Source organism: Gemmatimonadaceae bacterium, from assembly GCA_035533015.1.
Lineage (GTDB): Bacteria > Gemmatimonadota > Gemmatimonadetes > Gemmatimonadales > Gemmatimonadaceae > JAGWRI01.
This window is the reverse complement of record DATLUQ010000019.1, coordinates 65,303-91,439: the sequence shown is the minus strand read 5'-3', so window position 1 is coordinate 91,439 and position 26,137 is coordinate 65,303. Positions and strand designations below refer to the sequence as shown.

General features: G+C 67.8%; 21 protein-coding genes and 1 riboswitch. Of the genes, 10 read left to right on the top strand and 11 right to left on the bottom strand.

The features are described from left to right. Positions 1-87: 87 nt before the first annotated feature. From VNF92_04480 to VNF92_04465, 4 genes are read right to left on the bottom strand one after another with little or no spacing between them, the layout of a single operon-like run. The gene (locus VNF92_04480) at positions 88-1,734 is read right to left on the bottom strand and encodes a DHA2 family efflux MFS transporter permease subunit (protein HVA57122.1); all 1,647 of its coding nucleotides are present in this window, start codon (positions 1,732-1,734) and stop codon (positions 88-90) included. Positions 1,735-1,749: 15 nt separating this feature from the next. Then, a complete protein-coding gene (locus VNF92_04475) occupies positions 1,750-2,841 on the bottom strand; it encodes an HlyD family secretion protein (protein HVA57121.1) in 1,092 nt (363 codons plus the stop codon). A gap of 53 nt (positions 2,842-2,894) precedes the next feature. After that, positions 2,895-4,262 (bottom strand): TolC family protein, encoded by a 1,368-nt coding sequence (locus tag VNF92_04470; protein ID HVA57120.1) that lies wholly within the window; start codon positions 4,260-4,262, stop codon positions 2,895-2,897. A 5-nt stretch (positions 4,263-4,267) separates the two neighbouring features. After that, positions 4,268-4,939: a TetR/AcrR family transcriptional regulator gene (locus VNF92_04465; protein HVA57119.1), complete on the bottom strand. Its 672-nt coding sequence runs from the start codon at positions 4,937-4,939 to the stop codon at positions 4,268-4,270. Positions 4,940-5,253: 314 nt separating this feature from the next. Here VNF92_04465 and VNF92_04460 point away from each other — a divergent pair, with 314 nt between their 5' ends. From VNF92_04460 to VNF92_04445, 4 genes are all read left to right on the top strand, one after another. Beyond that, on the top strand, positions 5,254-6,654 hold the full coding sequence (locus VNF92_04460; GenBank protein HVA57118.1) for a cytochrome ubiquinol oxidase subunit I: 1,401 nt from the start codon (positions 5,254-5,256) through the stop codon (positions 6,652-6,654). A gap of 3 nt (positions 6,655-6,657) precedes the next feature. Beyond that, positions 6,658-7,698: a cytochrome d ubiquinol oxidase subunit II gene (cydB, locus tag VNF92_04455; protein HVA57117.1), complete on the top strand. Its 1,041-nt coding sequence runs from the start codon at positions 6,658-6,660 to the stop codon at positions 7,696-7,698. A 12-nt stretch (positions 7,699-7,710) separates the two neighbouring features. Further along, a complete protein-coding gene (locus tag VNF92_04450; GenBank protein ID HVA57116.1) occupies positions 7,711-8,112 on the top strand; it encodes an RNA-binding S4 domain-containing protein in 402 nt (133 codons plus the stop codon). Positions 8,113-8,255: 143 nt separating this feature from the next. Next, complete coding sequence (locus VNF92_04445) at positions 8,256-10,025, top strand: hypothetical protein (GenBank protein HVA57115.1); 1,770 nt, start codon at positions 8,256-8,258, stop codon at positions 10,023-10,025. 22 nt (positions 10,026-10,047) lie between these two features. On the opposite strand, the gene VNF92_04440 is transcribed toward VNF92_04445, so the two are convergent. Both VNF92_04440 and VNF92_04435 read right to left on the bottom strand, forming a co-directional pair. Continuing rightward, positions 10,048-10,722 carry a hypothetical protein gene (locus VNF92_04440; protein ID HVA57114.1) on the bottom strand — a complete coding sequence of 225 codons (675 nt, stop codon included), beginning with the start codon at positions 10,720-10,722 and terminating at the stop codon, positions 10,048-10,050. An 87-nt stretch (positions 10,723-10,809) separates the two neighbouring features. Then, on the bottom strand, positions 10,810-12,387 hold the full coding sequence (locus VNF92_04435; GenBank protein ID HVA57113.1) for a S41 family peptidase: 1,578 nt from the start codon (positions 12,385-12,387) through the stop codon (positions 10,810-10,812). 140 nt (positions 12,388-12,527) lie between these two features. Here VNF92_04435 and VNF92_04430 point away from each other — a divergent pair, with 140 nt between their 5' ends. Next, complete coding sequence (locus VNF92_04430) at positions 12,528-13,928, top strand: MATE family efflux transporter (GenBank protein HVA57112.1); 1,401 nt, start codon at positions 12,528-12,530, stop codon at positions 13,926-13,928. Positions 13,929-13,934: 6 nt separating this feature from the next. Here VNF92_04430 and VNF92_04425 read toward each other — a convergent pair whose 3' ends face one another. Together VNF92_04425 and pnuC are read right to left on the bottom strand one after the other, a co-directional pair. Beyond that, positions 13,935-14,480 (bottom strand): AAA family ATPase, encoded by a 546-nt coding sequence (locus VNF92_04425; GenBank protein ID HVA57111.1) that lies wholly within the window; start codon positions 14,478-14,480, stop codon positions 13,935-13,937. Beyond that, on the bottom strand, positions 14,435-15,013 hold the full coding sequence (gene pnuC, locus VNF92_04420) for a nicotinamide riboside transporter PnuC (protein ID HVA57110.1): 579 nt from the start codon (positions 15,011-15,013) through the stop codon (positions 14,435-14,437). The genes VNF92_04425 and pnuC overlap by 46 nt, the downstream gene beginning before the upstream one ends. A 246-nt stretch (positions 15,014-15,259) precedes the next feature. Between pnuC and VNF92_04415 the strand changes: the two genes are divergently transcribed. After that, positions 15,260-16,252: an L-threonylcarbamoyladenylate synthase gene (locus VNF92_04415; GenBank protein ID HVA57109.1), complete on the top strand. Its 993-nt coding sequence runs from the start codon at positions 15,260-15,262 to the stop codon at positions 16,250-16,252. Here the strand turns inward: VNF92_04415 and VNF92_04410 are convergent, their stop codons facing one another. Continuing rightward, the gene (locus tag VNF92_04410) at positions 16,253-17,785 is read right to left on the bottom strand and encodes an FAD-dependent oxidoreductase (protein ID HVA57108.1); all 1,533 of its coding nucleotides are present in this window, start codon (positions 17,783-17,785) and stop codon (positions 16,253-16,255) included. A 93-nt stretch (positions 17,786-17,878) separates the two neighbouring features. On the opposite strand from VNF92_04410, the gene VNF92_04405 reads away from it, so the two are divergent. Beyond that, on the top strand, positions 17,879-20,374 hold the full coding sequence (locus tag VNF92_04405) for a bifunctional YncE family protein/alkaline phosphatase family protein (GenBank protein HVA57107.1): 2,496 nt from the start codon (positions 17,879-17,881) through the stop codon (positions 20,372-20,374). A 66-nt stretch (positions 20,375-20,440) separates the two neighbouring features. Here the strand turns inward: VNF92_04405 and infA are convergent, their stop codons facing one another. After that, on the bottom strand, positions 20,441-20,662 hold the full coding sequence (gene infA, locus VNF92_04400; GenBank protein ID HVA57106.1) for a translation initiation factor IF-1: 222 nt from the start codon (positions 20,660-20,662) through the stop codon (positions 20,441-20,443). A 234-nt stretch (positions 20,663-20,896) separates the two neighbouring features. After that, positions 20,897-21,002: riboswitch (TPP riboswitch) on the top strand. A gap of 70 nt (positions 21,003-21,072) precedes the next feature. Between infA and VNF92_04395 the strand changes: the two genes are divergently transcribed. The 3 genes from VNF92_04395 to VNF92_04385 all read left to right on the top strand — a co-directional run bounded on the left by VNF92_04395 (position 21,073) and on the right by VNF92_04385 (position 25,629). Beyond that, a complete protein-coding gene (locus VNF92_04395) occupies positions 21,073-23,289 on the top strand; it encodes a TonB-dependent receptor (protein ID HVA57105.1) in 2,217 nt (738 codons plus the stop codon). Positions 23,290-23,354: 65 nt separating this feature from the next. Then, positions 23,355-24,653 carry a response regulator gene (locus VNF92_04390; protein ID HVA57104.1) on the top strand — a complete coding sequence of 433 codons (1,299 nt, stop codon included), beginning with the start codon at positions 23,355-23,357 and terminating at the stop codon, positions 24,651-24,653. Continuing rightward, positions 24,643-25,629 (top strand): hypothetical protein, encoded by a 987-nt coding sequence (locus VNF92_04385; GenBank protein ID HVA57103.1) that lies wholly within the window; start codon positions 24,643-24,645, stop codon positions 25,627-25,629. Before VNF92_04390 ends, VNF92_04385 begins: the two co-directional genes overlap by 11 nt. 16 nt (positions 25,630-25,645) lie before the next feature. Here VNF92_04385 and VNF92_04380 read toward each other — a convergent pair whose 3' ends face one another. Further along, a complete protein-coding gene (locus VNF92_04380; GenBank protein HVA57102.1) occupies positions 25,646-26,041 on the bottom strand; it encodes a hypothetical protein in 396 nt (131 codons plus the stop codon). Between the last annotated feature and the right edge of the window lie 96 nt (positions 26,042-26,137).

Sequence of the window (26,137 nt, the reverse complement as noted above, 5' to 3'; positions counted from 1 at the left end):
TTCGGGGTGCTCACAGGTCACAATCACGCGCGGGCCCGAACAGTTCCGGCCGGCAGGAGCGGCCTGCCGAGACCGCCGCCCCAGCCACTAGTGCATGGAGCGTACTGTGGTGCGCGCCTTGCCGGTGTGGAAGAAGAACAGGAGGGGGAGGGACGAGAGGAGCAGCGCGCCGCTGAGCAGATAGATCTTGGAGAACGCCAGCACGCTGGCCTGCGCCGAGATCTGATGGTCCATGATCGCCAGGGCCTGCTGGTGCGCGACCAATGGACTCGCGCCGCGGCCGATCATCGCATTGGTGAGGGCTCGCAACCGGCCGAGCGACCGGGGGTCCATGGTCGTGACGTGCTCCGCCAGGCCGCTCTTGGCGATCGTCGTGAACCGCGTGAGCAGCGTGGCCATGATCGCGATGCCCATCGATCCACCGAGCTGACGGGTGAGGTTGAACATCCCGGTGCCCTGGGCCAGGTCCCTGGTGGCCAATTCGGCCATCGTGGCGTTGGTGAGAGGCACGAAGATCAGCCCCAGCCCGAGACCGCGCCAAATCAGCGGCCAGAACAGATCCCCGCGCCCCGCGTCGAGCGTGAGCGTGGAGAGCTGCCACATGGACAGCATGAAGAACAGCGCGCCGATGGTGACCGTCGCACGTGCGTCCAGCCTGTTCGCGTTGCGTCCTACCCACGCCATGGTGACCGCCGACGCGAGGGCGCCAGGAAGAATGACCAGCCCCGTCTGGTTGGCCGTGAATCCGTGCAACTGCTGAAGAAATACCGGGAGCACGAAGATGGAGCCGAACAGCGCCAGTCCGAGAAACGCGGCGATGCTCACACCGGCAGTGAGCTGCCGGCTCCTGAATACGCGGAAGTTGATCACCGGTTCCTTGGCGGTGAGTTCGCGCCAGATCAGCAGCACGAACGACACCACGGCGGTCACACACAGTGCCGTCACGAAGCGTGAATCGAACCAATCGTAGCGCTCGCCACGCTCGAGCATCCACTGCAGCGAGCCGACACCGGTGGCAAGGAAGAGGATGCCGGCCACATCGATGCTCTTGGCGCGTGCCTGATGCGCGGCATCGTGGACATACGTGTAGACCATGAAGCCCGCCAGGATACCCAGCGGAACGTTGATGTAGAAGATCCAGGGCCAGTTGTAGTTGTCCACGATGTAGCCGCCGAGGGTGGGACCGATCGTCGGTCCCACCATCACGCCGACGCCGAACATCGCCTGGCCGATTCCCACCTCGTCGGGCGGGAACGACTCGAACAGGGTGGTCTGCGCGGTGGACAGGAGCGCGCCCCCGCCCAATCCCTGCACCACCCGCCACAGGACGAGTCCACCCAGCGACGTGGCGGCCCCGCACATGAACGAGGCCCCGACGAACAGCGCGATCGATCCGGTGAGATAGCGCTTGCGCCCGAAGTAGGCCGATAACCATCCCGACATCGGAATGACGATCACGTTGGCGATGATGTAGCCGGTGGACACCCACGAGATCTCGTCGAGCGTCGCCCCCAAGTTCCCCATCATGTGGGGGATGGCGACGTTGACGATCGACGTATCGATCAGCTCCAGCATGGCAGCCAGTGTCACCGCGATGGCGATGATGTACTTGTATTTGTACGGGTCCTCGTGCTCGCCGGCACGCGCCGGCGGCGGCACGAAGCGAGCCGTGTCGCGCGCGCCGGGGGTACGATGCACGCCCGCGTCGACCTCAGCGGTCGTCGTGTCCGTCATGGAAGGGAGCCCCGACTACTTGGTGGCGATGTGCGCGTTTACGGACAAGCCCGGCCGGAGCGGCTGGCTGGCGCCGCATCCCTTTGTGACGGCGATGCGCACCGGCACGCGCTGCACGACCTTGGTGAAGTTGCCGGTGGCATTATCGGGCGGGAGCAGCGCGAACATGGCTCCCGTCGCGGCCGACAGGCTCTCCACTTTGCCCTTGGCCGCGCACCCGGGGTAGGCATCGATCTCGATGTCCACCGGCTGGCCCACGCGGATGTCCGAGAGTTGCGTTTCCTTATAATTCGCCGTCACCCATACGCCGGTGTCGGCAACGATCGTGAGCAACGGCTGACCGGGCTGCACGAGCTGCCCGATCTCCACCTGCTTGCGCGACACCATGCCCGCCATCGGGGCGGTAATGCGGGTGTACGAGAGCTGCAACTTCGCGTTCTCCACCGTTGCCTGCGCCGCGGCGAGACGTGCCTGCGCCAGGCGTACGCCGGCCCGGGCCGCCGTGATATTCGATCCGGCCGCACTCTGCTGGCGTTGGAGTGCCTGCAGCGCGGCCGCGGCCGCGTCGGCGGCCGCCTGTGCGGCGTCGAGCTGTTGCCGGGACACGATCTGTTTGGCCACAAGCTCCTTGGCGCGTGCGAGGTCGGCGTTCGCTTTGATGAGGTTGGCCTTGGCGGCGCTGATCTGTGCCTCCAGCGAGGCGCGCTGGCTCGACGCGGCCTGTACCATGGCCTGTGCCTGCCCCTCGCCCAGCGGGCCCGACACCGCGGCGCGCGCCGCGGCCAGTTCGCCCTCCGCTTGCGCCAGGCGCGCCTGGTACTCGGCGGGATCGATGAGCACGAGCAGCGAATCGCCCGCCACGTGCTCGTTCTCGTCGATCGTGATGCGTTGCACGTAGCCGCCGACCTTGGCGAGCACGGGCGTCATGTCACCGTCGAGTTGTGCATCGTCGGTGGACTCGTGACTGCGGCTGTAGCGCCACTGTTCGAAGGCCCAGCCGAGCCCGAGCACCACGAGGATGATGAGAATGGGAAGTACCAGCCGCCGCCGGTTACCGTTGGGAGCCGGCGCCGCGTCGCGGTCTGCAGAGGTCGTTGGAGTCGCCATGGGTCGTCGTTACGGAGAGATGGGTCGTGATCGGTTGAGCAAACGGAACGCGGCTATTGAATGGAGGTCGTGCGGCCTTCGGCGTATGCCAACGCCACGCGGGCCGACTGGAATGCGGTCTGGGCATCGATGAGTTGCGTGCGCGCCGCGTTGAGCGACAGGGACGCCGTGATGACGTCGGCGTTGCCGGCCACGCCGGCGCGGAACCGGTCGCGCGCCTGCGAGACTTCCTGCTCGGCAAGCTGTTCGTGCTCGCCCGCGGCATCCACCGCCTGACGCGCCGAGGCGACGTCGAGTGCGGCGCTACGCACTTCCACCGCCACCTGCTGCCGCAGGTCGCGCATGCGCACCTGCAGTTCGCGCATCGCGGCGTCCTGTTCGTCCACCCGGCCCCGGCGACGGTTGCCGTCGAAGACGGGCACCGAGAGCTGGATGCCCCAGGTGTAGGTCACGAGCAGCTTGTTGAGCCGGAGGCCGATGGCGCCGTCGTCGCCGAAGGCGTTGATCGTGGGCAACCGCTCGGCGCGGGTCGCGTTCATCTGCACCTGTGCCGCGCGCACCTGCTGCTCCAGCGCGCGCACGTCGGGACGGGCCTGCAGCGCCCGCTGTACCGCGGCGTCGGCATCGGCCGCGTCGGGCACCGTGGTCAGCGCGTCCAGCGAATCGGTGAGTTCGAGCGGCGTATCGAGCGGCAGATTGAGCGCCCGCGCGAGATCGAGCCGCGATTGGGCCTGCGCGTTCCGGGCCCCGATGAGTTGTGCCCTGACGCCCGCCAACTGCGACGCGGCGCGCGTGACGTCGAGCGCCACGCCCACGCCGGCCGAGAGTTGGTCGCGGGCGATGCCGAGGAGATCCGCGGCCAGCGACGAGTCGGCGAGCCGGGCCGTGAGCTGCGCGTCGGCGCGCAGCGCCTGCAGGTACGCCACCGCCGCCTGAACGGCCGCCTGCTCGGCCGCTGCGCTCTCCCCCACGCTCACCGCGGCGGCACTCGCCTTCGACGCCTGCAGGCGTTCATAGGCCGCGGGATCGAAGACCGTCTGCGAGATGTGCCCGCGCAGGTCCAGCGTCGTAACCGGCCCGATCACTTGGCCCAACGGATTGAGCAGCGGCGGCTGGCCTGGCTGCGCCGGGAAGTTGAAGCCGAAGGTGGCCGAGTTCAGGGTGTTCTTGGCCTCGGTGGCCGACGCCGAGACGTTGGGCAGAAAGGCCGAGCGGCTCTGCGAGACGCGGGCCTCGGCCTCGGTCGTGCGCAGCGCAGCGGTTTCGACGAGCGCACTCTGCTTGGCAGCCATCTGGATCGCGTCGGCGAGCGAGAGTGGTTGCGGTGCCGCCTGCTGGGCGCCCGCGGCTCTGGCCGTCGCGAACAGGGCCGCGGCAGTCACGAGGCGCGCCAGTGTGGCGCGCAGGGAGGAACGAGGCATGGCGATCATGTGAGAGGGGGCGTGTTCGCGTTCGAGGCGTCGGGAACGGGTCGGATGGCGGAGAGGTAGAACTCCTTGATTTCCTCGAGCAACTGTTTGTCCGACCTGCCGTCGATCGAATCGCAAAGCACCGGTTGGTGCCGCCAGTTCCCGTACGTGACGAGCAGGGCGACCAGCGCGCGAGCGGCGCGGCCGCTGTCCATGCGGCGAAATTCGCCGCGCTCCATCCCGCGCTCGAGGATCGCGCGGAGGAGACGCCGGCCGCGCCCCAGGACTTCCTGGCCGTAGAAGCTGGCGAGTTCCGGATATGCCGTGAGTTCGGAGTGGATCCAGCGCTGCAGCGGCGGGAACTTGGGCGAGCAGAGAAAGTGCCATTGCGCGTCCATAAATGAATTCAGATCATCCATGGCCGTGGGGCCGGCGAGGCGGCGTTCGACCTCGTCGATCGCGTCGCCCACCGTGTGGCGCACGACTTCGCGGAACAGATCTTCCTTGCTCGGGAAGTAGAGGTAGATCGTGCCCTTGGAGACGCCCGCCCGCCTGGCGATGTCCTCGAGGCGGGCCGAGGCGAGCCCGTGCTCCGCAAACGTTTCGAACGCCGCGTCGAGGATCTGGCGCGGCCGCTCTTCGGGCATGCGGCGCCATTTTGGCTCGTGCGCGAGATCGGGTTGGACCATCGTCGTCCTCCAAGGGCCTACACAAATCAAAATGACCGACGGGTCGGTCACTTACTTCACTGAGCCAAGAAATTGGCAGGCAAAGGGATCGGCCTCGCCAGCCAATTAACTTACCTGCTGGTCATTAGCTGTCAAGTGGCGGCGTGGGGGAATCGCCGACGATGTGCTCGCCCGCCGTCGCGATGCGCGACGGTCTCGGGAACCGGCCAACGGAATGCGGCCGTCGTGGCGTCATCATCGAATTGACCCGGTCGGAACAACCGCCGATCTTCCGAACGGTCGCCGCGCCTGATGTCCCCTTGGGAGGAGCGTTCATGTCGGATCCGGTCATGGTGGATCGCCTCCTCTTCGCCTTCACGGTCACGTATCACTACCTGTTTCCCCAGCTCACCATGGGGCTGGCGCTGCTGATCTTCGTGCTGAAGACAGCCGCGCTGCGCACCGGCAGCGAACACCTCGACCGTGCGGCTCGCTTCTGGGCCCGGATCTTCGCCATCAACTTCGCGGTCGGTGTCGTGACCGGAATCCCGATGGAGTTCCAGTTCGGCACCAACTGGGCGGCGTTCTCGAAGGCCGCGGGCGGCGTCATCGGGCAGCCGCTGGCCATGGAGGGCGTGTTCGCGTTCTTCCTCGAGTCCAGCTTTCTGGGGCTGTTCCTGTTCGGCGAGAAGCGGCTGAGCCGGCGCGCGCATTGGGCGACGTCGCTGGCCGTGTTCGTCGGCTCCTGGCTGTCGGGCTATTTCATCATCGCCACCGATGCATTCATGCAGCATCCGGTGGGGTACGCACTGACCGCGGACGGCCGGCTCTCGCTCACCAGCCTCGGGGCGCTGCTCGGCAATCCATGGGCCATCTGGCAGTACCTGCACAACATGGTCGGGGCCGTGATCACGGCGGCATTCGTGGTCGCCGCCGTGGGCGCATTCTACCTGCTGGCGGGCCAGCACGCGCGGTACGCGCGGACGTTCCTGCGCCTCGGCGTGATCGCGGGCGTGATCGCCTCGCTCGCACAGGTCTTTCCACTCGGCGACCAGCAGGGCCGGATGGTGGCCGATCACCAACCGGCGACGCTGGCGGCGATGGAGGGATTATTCAACACCACGAATGGCGCGCCGCTCGCCGTCGTCGGCCAGCCCGACATGGTGAAACGCGAGCTGGACAATCAGCTCGTGGTGCCAGGTGCGCTCAGCTTCCTGACCTACCGGCGATGGGGCGCGGAAGTGCAGGGACTCGAGGCATTCCCGACGAACGATTGGCCCGACAACGTTCCGTTGCTCTATTTCGCCTACCACATCATGGTCGGCCTCGGCACCCTGTTCATCGCGATCACGGTCGTGGCGGCGTACAAGCTTTGGCGCGGCACGCTGTTCGACTCGAAGGCCATGCTCTGGATCCTGATGCTGAGCCTCCCCTTCCCTTACATCGCCAATACAGCGGGGTGGCTGACCGCTGAACTCGGCCGCCAGCCATGGTTGGTGTACGGGCTGCTGCGCACCGACGCCGGCGCCTCTCCCACGGTCTCGTCGGGCAATGGCATGTTCACCCTGCTCGGATTCCTGGGGCTGTATCTCGTGCTCGGGATACTCTTCCTGTTCCTCGTTCGACGCGAAATCGAACACGGCCCAGAGGCCGAGGCCGCCGTGGCGGCGTCGCCCGGCAGTCCGACAGATCCAGGCGCTGCCATCAGAGCTGCGGCCGACGACGGGAGGAGATGAGCGATGGAGACCCTCTGGTTCTGGCTCGTGGGTGGCATGCTCATCATGTACACGATCCTCGACGGACTGGACCTCGGGGCGGGCGCGATGCACCTCTGGCTCGCGAGGACCCCGACCGAGCGGCGCCTCATCCTGCGCAGCATCGGCCCGGTGTGGGACGGGAACGAGGTCTGGTTGCTGGCCGCCGGCGGGACGTTGTTCTTCGCCTTCCCAGGGCTCTACGCGTCGAGCTTCAGCGGCTTCTACCTGCCCCTGATGATGGTGCTCTGGCTGCTCGTGCTGCGCGGCATATCGATCGAATTCCGCGCCCACGTGGCGGGCGAGATCTGGGCGCCGTTCTGGGACGTGGTCTTCTGCGTGGCGAGCGCGCTGCTCGCGCTCTTCCTCGGCGTCGCGCTCGGCAACGTGGTGCGGGGCGTACCGCTCAATGCCGATGGCTGGTTCTTCGAGCCGCTCTGGACGAACTTCCGCGTCGGGGCCGACACCGGCATCCTCGACTGGTACACCATTGCCGTGGGGCTCGCCGCGCTCGCCGCACTGGCCATGCATGGGGCGTTGTGGGTATGGCTGAAGACCGGCGACGCGCTCGGCGAGCGCGCCCGGCGGGCGGCCCGCGGGCTCTGGGGTGCCGTGCTCGGCCTCGCGCTTCTCATCACCGCCCTCACATTCATCGTGCAGCCGCTGGTGCCTCAGCGGCTAGCCGAAGCGCCCGGGGGATACGTCTTCGCCCTCCTCGCGATGGCCGGGCTCGCCGTGGCGTGGCGCGCCATCCGCGGCCATCGCCCCCGCACCGCGTTCCTGGGTTCCGCTGCGTACCTGGCCGGCATGCTGGCCAGCGTGGCATTCGGGCTCTTCCCGTACGTGCTTCCCGCCACCACCGACCCGGCCTACTCTCTCACGACGCACGCCGTTGCCGCGTCCAGCAGTAGTCTGCGGAGCGGGCTTGCGTGGTGGATCCCCGGAATGGTCATCGCCTGCCTCTACATCGCGTTCATCTACCGCCATTTCGCCGGACGGGCGGTGGTGGAAGGTGAGGGGTACTAGGGCAGCCGACGAATGGCGGGCGACGAATCCAGGATCCGCATCGACAAGTGGCTCTGGGCAGCGCGCTTCTACAAGACACGCTCGCTGGCCACAGATGCCGTGACCGGTGGCAAGATCGAGGTGAATAAGGATCGCGCCAAACCAGCCAAAATGGTTCAGCCCGGCGACGAGGTGCGCGTGCGGCTCGGCCCGTACGAACACATCGTAATCGTCCGCGCGCTGGCCGGACGCCGCGGCTCGGCGCGAGACGCACAGGCTCTGTACGACGAGACCGCGGAATCGCGTGCGGAACGGGAGCGGCTGGCGGAACAGCTCCGGCTCGCCCCGGCGGCGTTCGTCTGGGAAGAAAAAGGGCGCCCAACCAAGAAGGACCGCCGCGACCTCAGCCGGTTCATCGACCGCAAGCGCCCGTAACGCGGCGGGATGGTCGGATCGCATGGAACTTCGCCATGTACCGCCGACTATCACGTTGGGAACACAATCCGGGCCACCCAATGCCGTTCCGAACCAAGTTCACTATCCCGACCCCCGCCGCCACGACGCGGATTGCCGCGTTCATGACGGCGCTCGTCGCCCTCGCGGCATGCAACGCTCCGCCCCCCACGCTGAGCAGCCAGTCGACGACGACCGGGAGCGCGTCGTTCACGCGGAATCCCTGTTCGATCGCCGACACGCTCACGCTGGGCGCCGCGCAGACGGCGCGCGTGGACTGCAGCAACGGCGGCACCACGGTCACCGTGGCCGGGAAGGGCGCGAGCTACCTGGTGATTCCCGAATTCCCAACCGACAATGCGGCCGACGCGTGGGTGCCGTACAACGTGGCCGCTTCGGCGTACTCGGCCCCGCCGGCGTCGGGGTCCCGGATGGCGATGATCGAACGCGGTCTTGCCGCTGCGGTGAGCATGGCGTCGGTTCGCGCGCATACGATGCAGAGCCGCGCATATGCCGCGCTACGCGCGAAGGAGCGCAAGCTGTACACCGCTGGCGCGTTCGCCGCAACGAGCGCGCGGGCGCGCGCGGCCGTCGCCTCTCGCCACGGCCAAGTGCAGGCCAGCGTCGCCATGACCGCAGTGCCGGCCGCAGGGAGCGTCCGGAACTTCCACGTGCTCTCGAACTTCTCGGGCAATGCATGGAAGGCCGTCGCGGCAAGACTGGCCTACGTCGGCAACGACGTCCTGCTGTACATCGACACGCTCGCGCCGGCGAACGGCTTCACCCCCACGCAGCTCCAACAGTTCGGCCAATACTTCGATCAGACGCTCTATCCGATCGATACGGCCGCGTTCGGTCCGCCATCGGACATCGACAACAACGGCCACGTGATCATGCTCATGTCGCCGGTGGTGAATGCCGATACGCCTTCGTCGCAGTGTAACACGCTGGGGTACATCGCCGGCTTCTTCGACTCGGAGGATTTCAATTCGGCTTCGGATCCGAATTCCAACCAGGGTGAGATCTTCTATTCCATCGTGCCCGATCCGCTCGCGACGGTCAGCTGTCAGCACAGCGTGGCGGAGGTCGGCGGCGTCGTTCCCGCCACGTTCCTCCACGAAATGCAGCACCTGATCGATTTCTCAACGCACGTGATTCTTCACGGGGGACAGCCCGAGACCGGTTGGCTGGACGAGGGACTCAGCATCAATGCCGAGGAGCTGGGCTCGCTGTACTACGAGGCGAAATGCCCGCCGCCGGCGTGCCGTGCCGATCCCACGCAGATCTTTCCCGACTCGGCGGAGGGATTCGTTCAGGGGTTCCTGTATGACTCGTACCAGTACGGGCTGTTACCGGACACGGCCAGTGTGACGCTGCACAGCGACGCGGACAACGGCTTCTCATGGCGGGGGGGCGACTGGGCGATGGTCCATTACTTGGGAGACCAGTTTGGCCACGCCGTATGGCGCAGGCTGGAGAACGGCACCTCCATCGGTGTGGCCAACATCGTGGCGGCCACGGGAGAGCCATTTCCACAACTGTTCTCGGACTTCGGAACGGCGCTCTACACCGACAGCCTGCCCGGCTTGCCGCGGACCACGGCGCCAGCCGCCAATCGCTTCGTCACCCGCAACCTGCGCCAGCTCTGGGCGCGCCTGTACGCCAACAGCGCTCCGGCAACCGACATTCCGTATGCGATGCCGATCGTGCTGTTCTCCATCACGTCGGATACCTCGACCTCGGTGATGGATCCGGGCACGATGTCGTTCTATCGGCTGGACACGCCCGACACCTCGACCGCGGTCACGATCCAGTTCTCAGGGCCCGGAGGCGCCAAGCTCCCGGCGGGGCTCAATCCGCAATTGGCCATCTTCCGGCTACCGGTGGGCCAGTAGTCGGCGGGGACGGGGGGGGACGCTACGCCGGCGGGGGGCCCGCTACGCGAGCCAGCGTGTCGCCGTCTATGGCGTGCGCACCCGGGAACGGCACGAACCGGTAGGGAATGCCGGCGGCCGCAAGCGCGCCGGTCTGCTGTGCGATACGCGTCGTGCTGAAGAACTCGTCGCGGTCGCCGCACGCGTAGGTGACCGGTTCGCTACCGAATCGGCTGCCGGCTGCCGCGAGGTCGAGGTCATGCGGCAGGCTTCCGCTCCACGCGATGAGCCGGTCGGCGCGCGCTTGTCCGAGTGCGAGCCACCGCATGACCGTCGCCACGCCCTGCGAGAAACCGAACGCAACAAGGCGCGGCCGCTGAGTCGCGCCGGGGCCCGGCACGAACAGTGCAGCGAGGGCGTCAAGGTACTCCACGTAGTCGGCCATCTCGGAGTCGCGGTCCTCTCGGGTCATCCAGGTGGCGCCGATGCGTGCGTCGGCGCTGTGGGGCAGTGCGTTATCGAGATAGAAACGCGACAGCGCTTCCGGGGCGACGATCAGTCGGTCGGGATGGGCGATGGGCCGGAAGTGCCGGATGAAGCGCCCGGCAAGTTGCCCGTAGCCGTGGCACACGATCCAGAGTTCGCGGGGCGGGGCCGAGGCGTCCCCCAACGTGTAGTATCGAGCCGTGCGTCGGACCCGCAGATGATGTTCGGCCACCGACCTGTTCCTCCCCTGGCTCAAGCGAACCGGCCGCCCGACGCGGAGCGCCCGGCAGCCGGTGTCGATCCCCGATGCCCGCGCGTGCTACTGGGCGCCAGCCACCCGCAGTAGCTGCTGTTGTGTGGAACTCTTCTTGAGCAGGGCGACGGCGGCCATGAGCTGCTTGTCTTCGGACAGGGTGAGCTGTTTGGCCACGCCGTCACCGAACGCCTTGCTCACCGTGCGCACCGCGAGTTGCTCGGTGAGGATCGAGTCCGCTACCGCGGCGTACTTGGGATCGATCTTCACATCGCGGGCCGCCAGCTGGTCCATGAGGTGCCGCTTCCACGCCGGCTTCAGATCCAGGGTCGGTGTCTTGAGGCTGTCCTTGAGCACTCGCGAATACTCCTCGAGTTCGCTGCTGATCGCGCCCACCGACTCCGCGGCGGACCGGAAGAACCCCTGCTCGAGCGGGGTGAGGGTGTCGTCGCGCACGAGCACGTCGGGGGTGATGCCGCCCCCGCCGTACACGATGCGGCCGTCGTCGGACCTGAACTTGGGCCGAGCGCGACGCGCCGAGTCAGTCTCGAGTGAATCGGGTACGGTCTCGACGAGCTGGCCGGCGGCGTTGAGTTCGCGGTCGCGATGGATGGACCGGCCGCTCGGCGTGTACCACTTGCCGGTCGTGAGCTTGAGGGCGTACCCACCATCGAGCCCGTACACCGACTGCACGAGGCCCTTGCCGAACGACGTGGTGCCCACCACGAGGGCGCGGTCGTGATCCTGCAGGGCGCCGGCCACGATCTCCGATGCCGACGCGGTGCCGCCGTCGACCATGACGACGAGGGGCACGCCCACGGCCATATGGTTGGTGCCGGCGCGCGAGATCTCATCGGGGCCCGTGCGCGAGCGCACGCGCACGATCTCCTGCGAGTCTTTGAGAAACAGACTGCTCAGGTCGAGCGCTTGCTCAACGATGCCGCCGCCGTTGCCTCGCAGATCGATGACGTAACCCTTGGCGCCCTGGGCCGCGAGCTTCTTGAGCGCGTCGGTGACCTCTTCAACGACGTTTTCGTTGAACGTCTGGATGGGGATGTAGCCGACCGTGCCGTCCAGCATCGTGGCGTACTGCACGGCCGGGATGTGCACCTCGCGGCGCACGAACGTGAGTTTGATCGGCGTGGTGACGCCCGGGCGCGCGTACGTTACCTCGACTCGCGACCCCACGTCGCCACGCAGCCGCGTGGCGATATCGATGCTGGAAACACCGGCCACGCTCTTGCCGTCGATGCCAGTAATCCGGTCGCCTTCCTGTACGCCCCCATCCGCTGCCGGCGTATGCGGGAACACCTGCTGCACGAAGGTGCCGGTATTGTCCTCGCCGAGGACCATTCCGGTGCCGCCGTATCGCCCGCCGGTGCCCCGGTTGAAGTCGGCACTCGCCTTGGGTGTGAACAGCTGCGAGTACGGATCGCGCAGTTCCTTCACGAGGCCGGTGGCAGCCTTGGCGTAGATGTCGTTGGCGGCCAGGGTGTCGACGTATCGGCCGGCCACGAGCGAGAGCACCTGCTCGAACAGTTGTTCGCTGGCGTGCGCGGGGGGTTCCTGGAGCAGAAAGCCGCCGGCCACGATGGGAACGAACAGCAAGGCAGTGACGGCAGCGGTGCGAAAACGCGGCTTCATGCGGGGGGCCCAACCGGAAAAAGGTGTCCAGTGAAGAAGTACGCGACCGAGGGGTTTGTCAACGCGGCGGGAGCCCGGCGTGCGCAATCCTCGCAAGTGTATGCGTGGCAACGACTCGGCAAACGTGCGAGATTTGCCCAATGACCTCCCCGCCGCCCGTCCGGACAGAGCACCCGGGCCACGCGTTCAACCTCGAATTCCGCGCGTTGGCCTCGCTCGCCGTCCCGGTCGTCCTGGTGCAGGTGGGAATGATGGGGATGGGGGTAATCGACTCGGTCATGGTCGGGCACGTCTCGGCGCGCGCGCTGGCGGCCGTGGCGCTGGGGAATATCTATTTCTTCAACGTGATCGTGTTCGCGATGGGGACGTTGTTCGCGCTCGATCCCATCGTTGCCCAAGCCGTGGGGGCACACGACGAACGGGCGGTGGAACGGGGCATCCAGCGGGGGCTCGTGCTGTGCCTGGGCCTGACCGTGGCGTGCGCACTGCTCATGGCACCGGCCGCGCGGGTGATCCGCTGGGCCCGGCAGCCAGCGGAGATCATTCCCGACGCGGCGGCGTACGTGCACATCTCGATCGCGGGCGTCCTGCCGTTCCTGGTGTTCGTCGTGCTGCGCCAGAGCCTGCAGGCGATGGGCCGGCTGGCGCCGATCGTGACCACCATTCTCGCCGCGAATATGCTCAACGTGGCGCTCAACTGGGTGTTCATCTACGGACACCTGGGGTCGCCGGCACTGGGCGTGGAGGGTAGCGCGATCGCCACCGTGGTGAGCCGATGGGGGATGTTCGGCGCGCTGCTGGCACTGGCCTGGCCGGCCCTGCGGCCGTACTTGTCGGTGCTCCGGACCGACACGTTCCGCCTCCGCCCGCTTGCGCGCATGCTCGCGATCGGCGCGCCGATCGGATTCCAGCAGGTGCTCGAGGTGGGGGCATTCGGATCGATCGGCCTGCTGATGGGGTGGTTCGGCACGGCACAGGTGGCGGCGCACCAGATCGCCATCCAGTTGGCGGCACTCACCTTCATGGGGCCGGTGGGGATTTCGACGGCGGCCGCGGTGCGGGTAGGGCATGCGATCGGCGCCGGAGACGGGGACCGGGCCCGGCGCGCGGCACGGGTGGCATTCCTGTGCGGCGTGGGATTCATGACGGCCACCGCGGTGATGTTCCTGACGCTGCCGGGCCCACTGGCCCGGCTGTTCACGAGCGATGGAACGGTGATCGGCATCGCCTCGCTGCTCATTCCGGTGGCCGGCGTGTTCCAGGTATTCGACGGCATTCAGGCGGTGGCGGCGGGGGTCCTGCGCGGGATCGGCGATACGCGGGCACCGATGGCGGCGATGCTGTTGGGGTACTGGCTGATCGGGCTGCCGGTGAGTCTCTACCTGGGGTTCCGCACGCCGGCGGGGCCCACGGGGCTCTGGTGGGGGTTCGTGGCCGGACTGTCGTCGGTGGCGCTCTTCCTGTCGCTGCGCGTGGCGGCGCTGTTTCGCGGCGAACTCCGCCGCCTGCAGGTGGACGACGAGCAAACGCTGGCAGTGTAGCGGAGACTATCGCCGGGCCAGCAGGGCGTCGACGGCGCGCACGGCGGAGGAGAACCGCCGTTCCCAATCGCCGCTGATCTCGACGTAGGGGAGGTGCATGGCCTCCAGGCGATCGCGGAACAGGGCGTGCATCTCGTTGCGCCGGTCGCCGCGGTCGCGGGCCGGATCGGCCACCCACGGGACGTCGATATTCATTAGCAGATACAGATCGGCGGCGCGCTCGGCGGCGCGGTCGACGATCCATGCGGGACACCGGCCGTAGTAGTGGTCGCAGTACACGACCGTGCTCACGAGGTCGGTGTCGATGAACGCCACGCGGGTGGCGCGCGCCACGGCTTCGTCCTCGGCGGCCATCTGGCCGCGGGCGATGGGGCCGTGATCGTCGAAGCCCAGCTGGTTGCCCCGCTCCAGCGCGTATTCGCGCACGAACTCTCGCGACGCCACGGTGCCGTAGTGCCGGGCGAGGCGGTGGGCGAGCGTGGTCTTGCCAGTGGACTCCGACCCGGTCAGGACGACACGGGCGACCGCTGGCGGTCCAGGCTGCGCTTCCATTCGACGAGACCCATGATGGCGAGGATGAGGAACACCGCGTACAGCCCCGACGTGACGTAGAGCTTCTTATAGATGTACATGGGAACGTAGACGATGTCGGCCGCGATCCAGAGGATCCAGTTCTCGAGGATCTTGCGCGTCATCATCCACTGGGCGACGAGGCTCGTGGCGGTGAGCGCGGAGTCGACCGAGGGGATCGCCACGCCGTGCAGCCGGCGCGTGATGGACCATATGACGAGCCAGCCGCCGACGCCGGCCATCGCGGACAGGAGCCAGACACGCGGCGAGGCCCGCGACACGTCAAGCCGGCTCTTGTTGGTCCCCCCATGGAGCCACTCGTACCACCCGTAGATGGAGAGCACCAGGTAAACGACCTGGAGCCCCATGTCGGAGTACAGCCCGCTCTTCTCGAAAATGATGATGTAGAGGCCGACGTTCACGATGGCCGTGGGCCAGCTCCAGATATTCTCGCGCGTGCTCAAATAAACACTAATAGCGCCGGCCAGAGCGGCAATCCATTCGACGCTGCTCACCGAGCGATCGCCGCGGCGAGGCGGCCGCCCAGGGGGGCAACGCGCTGGGCGGCCGAGGCGATGGCGGCCCGCGTGGCGAGGTACGATGTGGCGACGGCGGAGCCGGGTCGCGCGGCGACTGGACCACTATTCGGCATGGAGCTGCGGGAATTCAGGGGTGGATCGGTATGGCGAGCGGTATAACATACCCCGCAGCGACGCGCCGCCACCACCCGCCGTGACTGGGTTCGTTAGCTTGAACGCGTCATGGAACTCCTGCGCATCGACCCGACGACGCCCGACCCCGCGGTGCTCCGGCGCGCCGCGGAGGTGTTGCGCGCGGGAGGCCTGGTGGCCTTTCCCACGGAGACCGTGTACGGGCTGGGCGCGCACGCGCTCGACCCCGAGGCGGTGGCGCGCATCTACGCCGTGAAGGGGCGGCCCGCGTACAATCCGCTCATCGCCCACGTGGCCGACGTGGAGGGCGCGCGTGAACTCGTCGCCGACTGGCCCCTGGCGGCCGAGCTACTGGCCCGCGCGTTCTGGCCGGGTCCACTCACCATGGTGCTGCCCAAGCGCCCGAGGGTACCCGACGCAATAACGGCTGGGCTGCCCAACGTGGCCGTGCGGGTGCCGGGCCACCCGGTGGCGCTCGCCCTGCTCCGCGCGGCGCGCATCCCGGTCGCGGCTCCGAGCGCCAACCGGTTCACAGAACTGTCGCCGACCACGGCGGCGCACGTGGTGGCATCACTCGGCGACGCAGTGGATGTCGTACTCGACGGCGGTCCGACCACGGTGGGTATCGAATCGACGGTGGTGGACCTCACCGGCGCGGTGCCGCGCGTGTTGCGGCCGGGGATGATCGGGGCCGCCCAGATCGGCGCGGTGGTGGGGGCGATGGATGCCCGACCGGTGGAGGTGGACGCGGGCGCCGCCCGGTCGTCGCCCGGCTTGGTGGAACGCCACTACGCGCCGCGGGCTCGGCTCTTGCCATTCGACGACGCGACCCGGGCGGCCGCGCTTGCCGAGGCGGTCGCGGCCACCGCGGGTGGCGAGCGCGTGGGCAGTGTGGCGTTCACGCCGCTGCCCGTGACGGACGTCCGGGTGATGCCGCGCGACGTGGCGGCCTACGCCAGGCGGCTGTACGCGGAGCTGCACGAACTCGACGAGCGGGGATGCACGCTGGTGCTCGTGGAGCGCGTGCCCGACACTCCGGAGTGGACCGGCGTGCGGGACCGGCTGGAGCGCGCCGCGCGCTGATCACGCACGCGGCAAACCCGCGCCGCTCCGCCGCTCCATCTCCACCTCCCGCTCGAGGCTTTCTCGATCGCGGAAGATCGTCGCCGCCGCGAGGTCGCGGCCGCCCTCGCGATAGGTCACCGTGCAGTCGCGGGCCGCGGGATCGCCATCCACGACGATCTCGTCCCAACGCTCGGCATGACCGACGTAGTTGATCGCGACGTCGTAGTGTTGGCTCCAGAAGAAGGGAACGGCATCGAACCGCTGATCCGCGCCGAGGACGTTGCGCGCCGCCGTCTGCCCCTGGCGCTCAGCCACCACCCAGTGCTCCACGCGAATCGCCTGGCCGGTGTGCGCGTCGGGCCAACGCGCGACATCGCCGGCGGCATACACATCGGGGGCGCTCGACCGCAGACGGTCGTCGACCATGACGCCGCGGTCCATGGCCAGTCCGGCCCCCGCGGCGAGCGCGATCGCGGGACGCACGCCGACGCCGGCGACGACGAAATCGGCGGGAAGCGACGATCCGTCGTCGAATTCCACGGTGTTGTGGCCGAACGCGCGCGCCGAGCGGCCAAGATGGAAGATCACTCCATGCTCCTCATGCAGGGCGCGGATGAAGTCGCCGAGCTGCGGACCGAGCACGCGCTCGAGCGGGCGGGCTTCGGGCGCGGCGACGTGTACTTCGAGCCCGCGGGCGCGTAGGGAGGCCGCGGCTTCGAGCCCGATGAAGCTGGCGCCGAGCACCACGGCGCGCGTCGCGCCGGCGGCGGCGGCGATGATCGCGTCGCTGTCGGCCAGTGTCCGGAGCACGTGGAGGTCGGTGCCCGCGTTGGGAAGCGCGAGCCGGACCGGATCGGCTCCCGTGGCCAGGATGAGCGCGCCGTAATCGAGGGACCGGCCGCCCTCGAGCGCGAGCCGGTGGGCGCGCGGGTCGAGGGCGATGGCGCGGGCGGTGACAATCGTGATGTTCCGGTCGGCATAGAAGGCGGCATCGTGCAACGGGATCCACTCGGCCTGCGCCGTGCCCGCGAGATAGTCTTTGGACAGGTTGGGGCGATCGCAGGAGGCGGCCGGATCGGGGTCGAGGAGCGTGACGGGGCCATCGTAGCCCTCGCGGCGAAGCGTTTCGGCGGCGGCATTGCCGGCGGCGCCGGCCCCCACGATCACGACCGACGACGGGCGCGCGACCGGGGTGCCGCGCGGCGCCTCGACCGTGATGCGTTCGCGGACCACAACCGTCCGATCGCGGACCTCCACACGATAGCGGGGCAGGTCGAACAGGGCGGGCGGGCGCACCGCGCGCCCGGTGCGTAATGAGAAGCAGGCATGGTGCCAGGGGCAGCGCACGGTGCCGTCCGCCACGTAGCCCTCATGCAGCGGTGCCCCGTAATGGGTACACGTGGCTCCCACCGCGCAGATCTCGCCCTGGACGCGCGACACCAGCACGGGCTCGCCGTCTACGTGGCCGAGGAGCGGCCGGTCCGTCACGTCGGCCACCGGGATTCCCAGCGCGAAATCGGGTCCGGAGGGCGGAGTAGCGGTTTCACTCATGATGCGCCCCCGTGACGGAGGATGTGGGACTTTCGGCTGTCGTCGCGCGGCCCCGATGGTAGGTTTCAATGTACGCCCATTAGCCAATCCGCCATGCCCATCCTTCGTTCGATCATCAGGCCGCTCGCCGCCGCCGGAGTTCTGGCAGCGTTCTCCGCCTGCCGCGCCACCCCGCCCCGCTCACCTCAGGCCGGTGACACCCTCGGGACGACGATCGGGCGTCTGCCCACCGGCGTGCAGCTGGATCCAGCCGCGGCGCAGCACCCGGTAGAGGCGTTCCCGCTCGGCATGGCACTGGCGCCCGACAGCACGCACATCGCGCTTCTCACGAGCGGGTGGTTGTACCAGGGCGTGCAGATCGTGGACCGCGCCACGGGCCAGGTGACGCAGACGCTGGCCCAGCCGGCGGCGTTCATCGGGATCGCGTTCTCGCCGGACGGCAAGACCCTGTACGCCTCGGGCGGCAATCAGGACGTGGTGTACCGCTACGACTGGGCGGCGGGGCGCGCCACGCTACGCGACAGCATCGTGCTGGCCCACAAAGCACCGCGCGCGCCCGGCCGACGGTATCCCGCCGGGCTGGCGCTCTCCGCCGACGGCCGCCGGCTGTTCGTGGCTGAGAACATGGCTGATTCGCTGGCCGTGGTGGACGTGGCCAGCGGCAAGGTGGCGCAGCGCTACGGTACCGACGCGTATCCATACGCGGTGGTCGTGGCGCCGAACGGAACGGTGTACGTGTCGGCATGGGGGGGCTTCACGGTTTCGGAATTCACCCCGAGCGGCACCGGGTATGCGGTCCGCCGCATTGGCGTGGGCCGGCATCCCTCGGCGATGGCGCTCAACCGGACGGGGTCGCGCTTGTTCGTGGCGTCGGGGAGCACCGATCGCGTGATGGTGGTGAACACCGCGGAGCATCGGGTGGTGCAGACGCTGCTCGATCCGCCGCCGGCGGGTCCCGGGGAGGGGAGCACGCCCAACGCGATCGCGCTGTCGCCCGACGGCACGCGCCTGTTCGTGGCCGAGGCCGACGCCAACGCGATCGCGATCTTCGATCTTTCGGCGGCCACGTCGGACGTCGCGGGCGCGACGGGCGGCGATGAACTCGCCGGCCGGGTGCCGACGGCCTGGTATCCGTCACTGGTGAGCGTGCTCCACGACACCCTGTTCGTGGCCTCGGCCAAGGGGCTGGGGACGCACGCCAACCTCGATGGGGCGCAGCCGGTGCCGATGCCAGGGCATCCGCCCAGGGGCCGGAACTACACGATGGGGCAGTTGGACGGCTCGGTGATGATGGCGCCTTTGGCCCGGGCGCATGGCGCCGAACTGGCCGCGCTCACGCAGCGCGTGGTGCGGGCGAACGGCTGGGACCGGCCCACCGGGCGCACGGCCGCGTATCCGCCGTTCACCCACGTGATCTACATCATCAAAGAGAACCGCACGTACGACCAGGTGTTCGGCGATATGGCGGCGGGCGATGGCGACACGTCGCTGGTGTTCTTTCCCCGGGTGATCTCACCCAACCACCATGCGCTCGCCGACCGGTTCGGGTTGTTCGACCGGTTTTTCGTGAACGCGGAAGTGAGCGCCGACGGCCACAACTGGTCGACGGCGGCCTACGCCACCGATTATCTCGAGAAGACCGTGCAATCGCAATACTCGGGGCGTGGGCGGCCGTACGAGTACGAAGGCGCGGTGCTCGGCGGCGGCGTGAAGTCCCACATCCCGGAGGACGACGCAAACGCCCCGGCGAACGGCTACCTGTGGGACCTGGCCCAGCGCAAGGGCATCACATTCAGGAATTACGGCGAGTTCGTGGTGCCGAGTTCGATGGATCCCGACGACGCGATGCCGCCGGGGTACCGCGGCGACAAGCCGTTTCTCAAGGCGCACACCGATCCCGACTATCCGGGGTTCGATCTCTCGATCCGCGACCAGCACCGGGTGGACGAATGGCAGCGAGAATTCGATCGATATGTAAAGACGAATAGCCTGCCCGCCCTGGAGATCGTCCGCCTGCCCAATGACCACACTTCGGGGGCGCAGGCCGGCATGCCGACGCCGCAGGCGGCGATGGCCGACAACGACCTGGCGCTCGGGCGGATCGTGCAGGCGGTCTCGCAGTCGCCATACTGGAAGAACACGGTGATCTTCGTGCTCGAGGACGACGCGCAGAACGGGCCCGACCACGTGGATTCGCACCGGTCGCCGATGCTCGTGATCTCGGCGTACAACCGGCCAGGAACGTGGCACCGGTGGGCGAACACGACCGATGTGCTGCGAACGATCGAAGAGATTCTCGGACTGCAGTCGATGTCGCAGTTCGACTATTACGGCCACCCGCTGCGCGAGATCTGGGCGGCGACGCCCGATCTGCGGCCGTACGTGGCGCTCCCGCCCGGGGTGTCGCTGGACGCCGTGAATCCGTCTTCCGGCCGCGGTGCGCGCGAGTCACGCCGGCTCGACCTGCAGATCGAGGACATGTCGAACCCGGATCTGTTCAACCACATCCTATGGCGGCAGTTGAAGGGCGACGCGCCGTACCCGGGAACCAATAGGGTCTCGGCGTGGGATGCCAAGACGGGGAACTAGCGGCACGGCGGACCCGCAGGCCCCGATCTTTCAGCGCGCCGTTGTCAGCTGCGCCGTGACAGCAGGCTAGTTCTTGTGCCGGAAGGTGATGCGGCCGCGGCTGAGGTCGTAGGGCGATACTTCGATGGTCACGCGGTCGCCGGCGAGCACGCGAATCCGGAACCGCCGCATGTTGCCGCCCAGGGTCGCGAGCACGGTGTGACCATTGCTCAGCAGGACGCGAAACGTGGCATTGGGCAACACTTCGGTAACCTGACCTTCGAGTTGTATCGCTTCTTCCTTCGCCATCCAGTCTCTCCGCGAGGTTGGCGCTGGACCGGGCATCACGATTGGAGGCGGCCGGCGCTGCGCGAAGTCTAGGACCGGCCCGACCCCCCGTCAACGCGGACGGGCGTATTCCCGATCGCTTCGGTGCCCGATTCGGGCGCCGGCGCGCGCCGCACCGATCATCGCGCCGTGGCGTCTCGTGCGGTTGGCGGCCGGCCGACGGACTGTCCGTGACCGAACGGATCCACTAGTTTCTCCTACTGACCGGGGTGCCCGTGCACACATCCGCGCACGCGCTGAGATCACACCCGTCGAACCTGATCCGGCTCATACCGGCGTAGGGAGTCACCCATGCTCATTTCATCGGCCTTCGCGGCGCGCCGTCTGGCGTGCCGCCGGATGTGCGTCCGCCTGATCGGGAGGACGCGTCCATGACGATCCTCGCCCTGTTCACGGCATTCCTGGCTGCCACCGGAGTGTCGGGCGTCGTGCGCGACGCCCGCACCCACACCCCGCTGGCCGGAGTGCGGGTGGAAGCACTGTCCACGCACGATACGACGACCACCGACGCCGCCGGCCGGTTCGCGCTGCCGGTCTCACCGCCGGTGCGCCTCCGGTTCAGCCGCGGCGGCTACACGACCACGGATCGTGACGCCGTCGCCGACTCCGGTCTCGTGGTACAACTGGTCCCCACGGTGCAGAGTCTGGAGCGGGTGACCATCTCGGCCGTGCGCGGCGGCAATGCCGCGCCGATCTCGGCCGACGTCGTGACGCGCGACCAGATCGCGGCGGAGTCGTTCGGGCAGGAGCCGCCGTTGCTGCTGGCGAACACGCCGTCGTTCACGTCGTACGCCGAACAGGGAGGGTACTCGGGCTACAGCTACATCCGGCTGCGGGGGATCGACCAGACGCGCATCAACCTGACGCTCGACGGCATTCCGCTCAACGATCCCGAGGACGAGGTCTTCTACTTCGCCGACCTGTTCGATTTCATGAGCAGCGTGCAGTCGGTACAGATCCAGCGTGGGGTGGGCACGAGCACCAACGGCACGGCGTCGTATGGGGGCTCGATCAACTTCGAGTCGTTGTCGCTCACCGGCACGCCGGCGGGCGGCCACGTCCAGTTGGGGGCGGGCGACTGGAACACGGGGCGCGCCTCGGTGGACTACGCGTCGGGACTGCTGGCCAACCGGTGGGCGTTCTACGCGCGGGCCAGCGACCAGAGTACCAACAGCTACCGCGAGCACGCGGGCGACCTCTCGCATTCAGGGTTCTTCAGCGCCGGCTACTTCGGCGACCGCAACATCGTGAAGATCACGGCGACGGCAGGGTTGGAGCACAGCCAACTGGCCTACGATGCGGCGGCGGAGTCGACGCTGGTACGAGACCGCCGCTCGAACCCCCTTTCTCCCGACGAACGGGACGACTTCGGTGAATCACTGGCCAGCGTGGTCTACACGCACTTGCTCAGCGACCGGTCGTCGCTGTCGACCACCGTGTACGGCGTGACGGCCACGGGGTACTACGACGTACTGTCCACCCAGATGGACCGCTACCACCTCGACTTCTGGTGGGGCGGTGTGATGAGCACCTACCGCTACACGGGCGACCGGCTGCAGGTGGACGCCGGCGTGTACGCCGCCGACTACCACCGCGACCATTACGACTACACGCTCCCCGATCTCACGAATCGGGTGTATTCCAACCGCGGCATCAAGCGCGAGGCGAGCGGCTACGTCAAGACGACGTACGCGCTGGGCCCGGTGGCGCTTTTCGGTGACGTGCAGCTGCGCGATGCGTGGTGGCGGTACGTGCCCGATCGCAACGCGGGGATCACCGCGCAGAGCATCAGCTGGCGGTTCTTCAATCCCAAAGCCGGACTCACGTACAGCGTCTCGCCGGCATTCAGCGCCTATGCGTCCTACGGCGTGAACGGCCGCGAGCCGGCCCGCAACGACATCCTGGCCGGGTTCGACAATCTCGATACGTCGAACGTGAAGTTCGTGGGCCCGTTCAACCGGGTACGCCCGGAGACCGTGGGCGACCTCGAGGCGGGGGTGCGGTATCGCGCGCGCGCGGTGCGGGTGGACGCCGACGTGTACGATATGGAATTCCGAGACGAGATCGCCCCGATCGGCCAGTTGAGCTACCTAGGCCTGCCGCTTCGCAAGAACGTGCCGCGGAGCGTACGGCGGGGCATCGAAGCGACGGTCAACTGGCAGGCCTCGAAGCGGCTGAGCGCCGAGGTGAACGGCGCCGTGAGCCATAACTGGATCGCCACCTACACCGACGACGCCAGCGGCACGACCTACTACGACGTCCCACCCCTGCTCACGCCCACGGTGTCCACCAACCAGCGCCTCACGTACGCGGCGGCACGCGGGGTCTCGCTGTCGCTGGAGGGCCGGTACACATCGCGGTCCTTTCTCGACAATACGGGAAACCCTCTATTCGTCCTGCCCGCTGCGTACATCACCGATGCGCAGGTTGCCTGGCAGAATGCACCTGGTCACCTGGCCATAACCTTGTTCGTCAACAACCTGGCTGACGTCCGCAGCTACAGCAGCGGCTACACGGACGGCTCGATTTCGTACTATTATCCGCTACCACCGCGCAACCTCTACCTGCAAGTCAGGGCCGCCTTCTGACCCGGTGGATTCGGAGGAACGCGGTCCGGCGCCCTTGAGAAACGACGTCGGGGACCCGATACTCCTTGAAGATCAATTCCTCGATGCCGCAATCTCCCGTTTCCCCCGACCAATTGAACGACGCCTGTTTGCTCCTCGTTGACGATGAGCAGACAAATTTGACGTTGTTGCGGCTCATCCTCGGCCGGGCCGGTTACACGCGGGTGCACACGCTGTCCGACGCGCGTGACGTCCTCCCGCTGGCCCGGGCGCTGAACCCCGATCTCGTCGTCCTCGACCTGCGGATGCCGACGATGAGCGGGTTCACGGTACTCGAGGGCCTGGTGGAGCAGACGGCGCCCGACGAGTTCCTGCCGATCCTCGTCGTAACCGGCGACGCCAGCCAGACGGCGCGGCAACGGGCGCTCAAGCTCGGTGCGAAGGATTTTCTCACCAAGCCGTTCGAGGCCACCGAGGTCCTGCTGCGCATTCACAACCTGCTCGTGACCCGCATGCTGCACGAGTCCCTGCGGTCGCAGAACGAGTTGCTCGAGGCCAAGGTGAAGGAGCGCACGCAGCAGCTCGAACGCGCCGCGAGCCTGGCCGAGGAAGCCAACCGGGCCAAGAGCATGTTCCTGGCAACGATGAGCCACGAACTGCTGACGCCGCTCAACGCGGTGATCGGATTCGCCAATGAGTTGCAGAAGAACCACGCCGGGAATCTCCTGCCGCAGGATCTGACCTACGTCCAGCGCATCAGCGGCAACGGCCTCCATCTATTGCGGGTGATCAACGACGTGCTCGACCTCTCCAAGGTCGAGGCGGGCAAGATGGACGTGGAGTTGGCGCCGACGGCGCTCGACCGCGTGGTACTCGAGGTGCTCAAGGACATGGAGGGCCGTTCGGTGGGCACGGCCGTCGTGCCGCGGGTATCGCTGCCGCCGTCGCTCGCCCCGATCCAGAGCGACGAGGCGAAGCTCCAGCGCGTGCTCACCAATCTCGTGGACAACGCCGTGAAGTTCACCGACTCGGGCAGCTTTCGCGTGGGCATCATTACCGAGGCGGGCACGGGCCGGCCGTTGCGCCTGGATGTGGTCGATACGGGAATCGGCATCGCCACGGAGCGCATCGAGAAGATCTTCGGGGCGTTCGAGCAGGTGGAGACGGGCACGCGCCGCCGCCACGAGGGCACGGGCCTCGGCCTCGCCATCGCCCGCGCGCTGTGTGAAGCAATGGGGTACCGCCTCACCGTCGTGAGCGTGGCGGGGCGCGGCTCGGCGTTCAGCGTGCTGTTCTCGCCAGACGCGGAGCCGCCGCACACTTATGACGACGCGCTGCGCGCCTATGCGCCCGCCGGTCCGGAGTCTCCGGCGCGTGGCACGTAGGCGGTCGCTCGCGGCCCTACTGGCTGCCCTGTCGGGTTCCCTACTCGCCTCCGGCCTGCTGGCGCAGGGAGTTCCGCCGCGCCCGCCCACGCGCGTCAAACGCGTGCCGCACGCAGCCGCCAAGTCGATCGCGACGCCCAGGCCAATCGTCGCCCAGCCGATCTGGCCGGTGGCCAGCCCCGAGCAGTTGCCCGGGGCCATCCTGCCCACGCATCGGATCGTCGCTTTCTATGGGAATCCACTCTCCAAGGGGATGGGCATCCTCGGCGCGCTGCCTCCCGAGCAGATGCTGGCCAAGCTTGATACGGAGGTCGCGGCTTGGCAGGCGGTGGATCCGGCCACGCCGGTGGTGCCCGCGTTGCAGCTCATCGTGAGCACGGCCCAGCCGATTCCGGGGCGGGACGGCATGTATCGGGCCCGGATGGCCGACACATTGATCGACCGCGTCGCATCGTGGGCCGACCAGCGCGACGCGCTGCTGTTCCTCGATGTGCAGGTGGGGCACAGTTCGGTGGCCGCCGAGTTGCAGCGGCTGCTCCCCTATCTCGCGCGCCCCAAGGTGCACCTCGCGCTCGATCCGGAATTCTCGATGAAGGACGGCAGCGCGCCGGGTAAGCGGATCGGCACGATGGACGCCGACGACGTGAACGAGGCCGTGCGCGTGCTCGACAGCCTGGTGACGGCCAACCATCTGCCGCCCAAGGTATTGGTGGTGCATCGGTTCACCCGGTCCATGCTCACCAACGCCAGGCGGATCCGCCTCGACCCCAAAGTCCAGATCGTCGTGGACATGGACGGCTGGGGCCCGCGGTCGTTGAAAGAAGACTCGTACCGCGCGTACGTTTACGCTGAGCCGGTCCAATTCACCGGATTCAAGCTCTTCTTTCACAACGACACGAAGAGTGGCCGTCCGCTGATGACGCCGGCGGAAGTACTTCGCCTATTCCCGGCCCCGCTCTACATCCAGTATCAGTAGCTTGTCCGCGGGCCCGCTAGTTCCGGCCGACCACGATGACAAAGACGGAGTCGGCGTAGGAGGTCGAAGAATTCTTGGGCACGAAGCTGCCCACCACCCAGGTCGACCCGACGGCGATGCTCGTGACGACCCCGTGGGTGTTCACGCTGGCGATGGTGGTATCCCGGGACACCCACGTCGTATCGCCAACCAGAGCCAACGGGTCGAACGCGGCGTCGTATGCCACACCCGAGAGTAGTACCGGGTTGCCCGGCAGGATGGATACGGTATCGCGATTGTTCGACGCGGTGACGACGAAATATGTGATGCCGCCGCCGATGATGGTCGGCGGCGTGGAGCCATTACCTCCTCCGCAAGCCGCGATCGAAACCGTGGCCAGGATCAACGTTAGAATCGCCGTCATTCGTCGCATGCCGTATCTCCAGACTCGGGGGTCGGGGGCATCCCCCCGCCTATGGAAAGTATAGCGCGAGAGCCAAGGCGCCGGAACTCGGGCCGCCGTCACATG

What these genes read in the sequence shown, in the direction of transcription:
- VNF92_04480 (HVA57122.1), bottom strand. Translation starts at nt 1,734, where the DNA reads ATGACGGACACGACGACCGCTGAGGTCGACGCGGGCGTGCATCGTACC.
- VNF92_04475 (HVA57121.1), bottom strand. Translation starts at nt 2,841, where the DNA reads ATGGCGACTCCAACGACCTCTGCAGACCGCGACGCGGCGCCGGCTCCC.
- VNF92_04470 (HVA57120.1), bottom strand. Translation starts at nt 4,262, where the DNA reads ATGCCTCGTTCCTCCCTGCGCGCCACACTGGCGCGCCTCGTGACTGCC.
- VNF92_04465 (HVA57119.1), bottom strand. Translation starts at nt 4,939, where the DNA reads ATGGTCCAACCCGATCTCGCGCACGAGCCAAAATGGCGCCGCATGCCC.
- VNF92_04460 (HVA57118.1), top strand. Translation starts at nt 5,254, where the DNA reads ATGTCGGATCCGGTCATGGTGGATCGCCTCCTCTTCGCCTTCACGGTC.
- cydB (HVA57117.1), top strand. Translation starts at nt 6,658, where the DNA reads ATGGAGACCCTCTGGTTCTGGCTCGTGGGTGGCATGCTCATCATGTAC.
- VNF92_04450 (HVA57116.1), top strand. Translation starts at nt 7,711, where the DNA reads ATGGCGGGCGACGAATCCAGGATCCGCATCGACAAGTGGCTCTGGGCA.
- VNF92_04445 (HVA57115.1), top strand. Translation starts at nt 8,256, where the DNA reads ATGACGGCGCTCGTCGCCCTCGCGGCATGCAACGCTCCGCCCCCCACG.
- VNF92_04435 (HVA57113.1), bottom strand. Translation starts at nt 12,387, where the DNA reads ATGAAGCCGCGTTTTCGCACCGCTGCCGTCACTGCCTTGCTGTTCGTT.
- VNF92_04430 (HVA57112.1), top strand. Translation starts at nt 12,528, where the DNA reads ATGACCTCCCCGCCGCCCGTCCGGACAGAGCACCCGGGCCACGCGTTC.
- VNF92_04425 (HVA57111.1), bottom strand. Translation starts at nt 14,480, where the DNA reads ATGGAAGCGCAGCCTGGACCGCCAGCGGTCGCCCGTGTCGTCCTGACC.
- VNF92_04415 (HVA57109.1), top strand. Translation starts at nt 15,260, where the DNA reads ATGGAACTCCTGCGCATCGACCCGACGACGCCCGACCCCGCGGTGCTC.
- VNF92_04410 (HVA57108.1), bottom strand. Translation starts at nt 17,785, where the DNA reads ATGAGTGAAACCGCTACTCCGCCCTCCGGACCCGATTTCGCGCTGGGA.
- VNF92_04405 (HVA57107.1), top strand. Translation starts at nt 17,879, where the DNA reads ATGCCCATCCTTCGTTCGATCATCAGGCCGCTCGCCGCCGCCGGAGTT.
- infA (HVA57106.1), bottom strand. Translation starts at nt 20,662, where the DNA reads ATGGCGAAGGAAGAAGCGATACAACTCGAAGGTCAGGTTACCGAAGTG.
- VNF92_04395 (HVA57105.1), top strand. Translation starts at nt 21,073, where the DNA reads ATGACGATCCTCGCCCTGTTCACGGCATTCCTGGCTGCCACCGGAGTG.
- VNF92_04380 (HVA57102.1), bottom strand. Translation starts at nt 26,041, where the DNA reads ATGCGACGAATGACGGCGATTCTAACGTTGATCCTGGCCACGGTTTCG.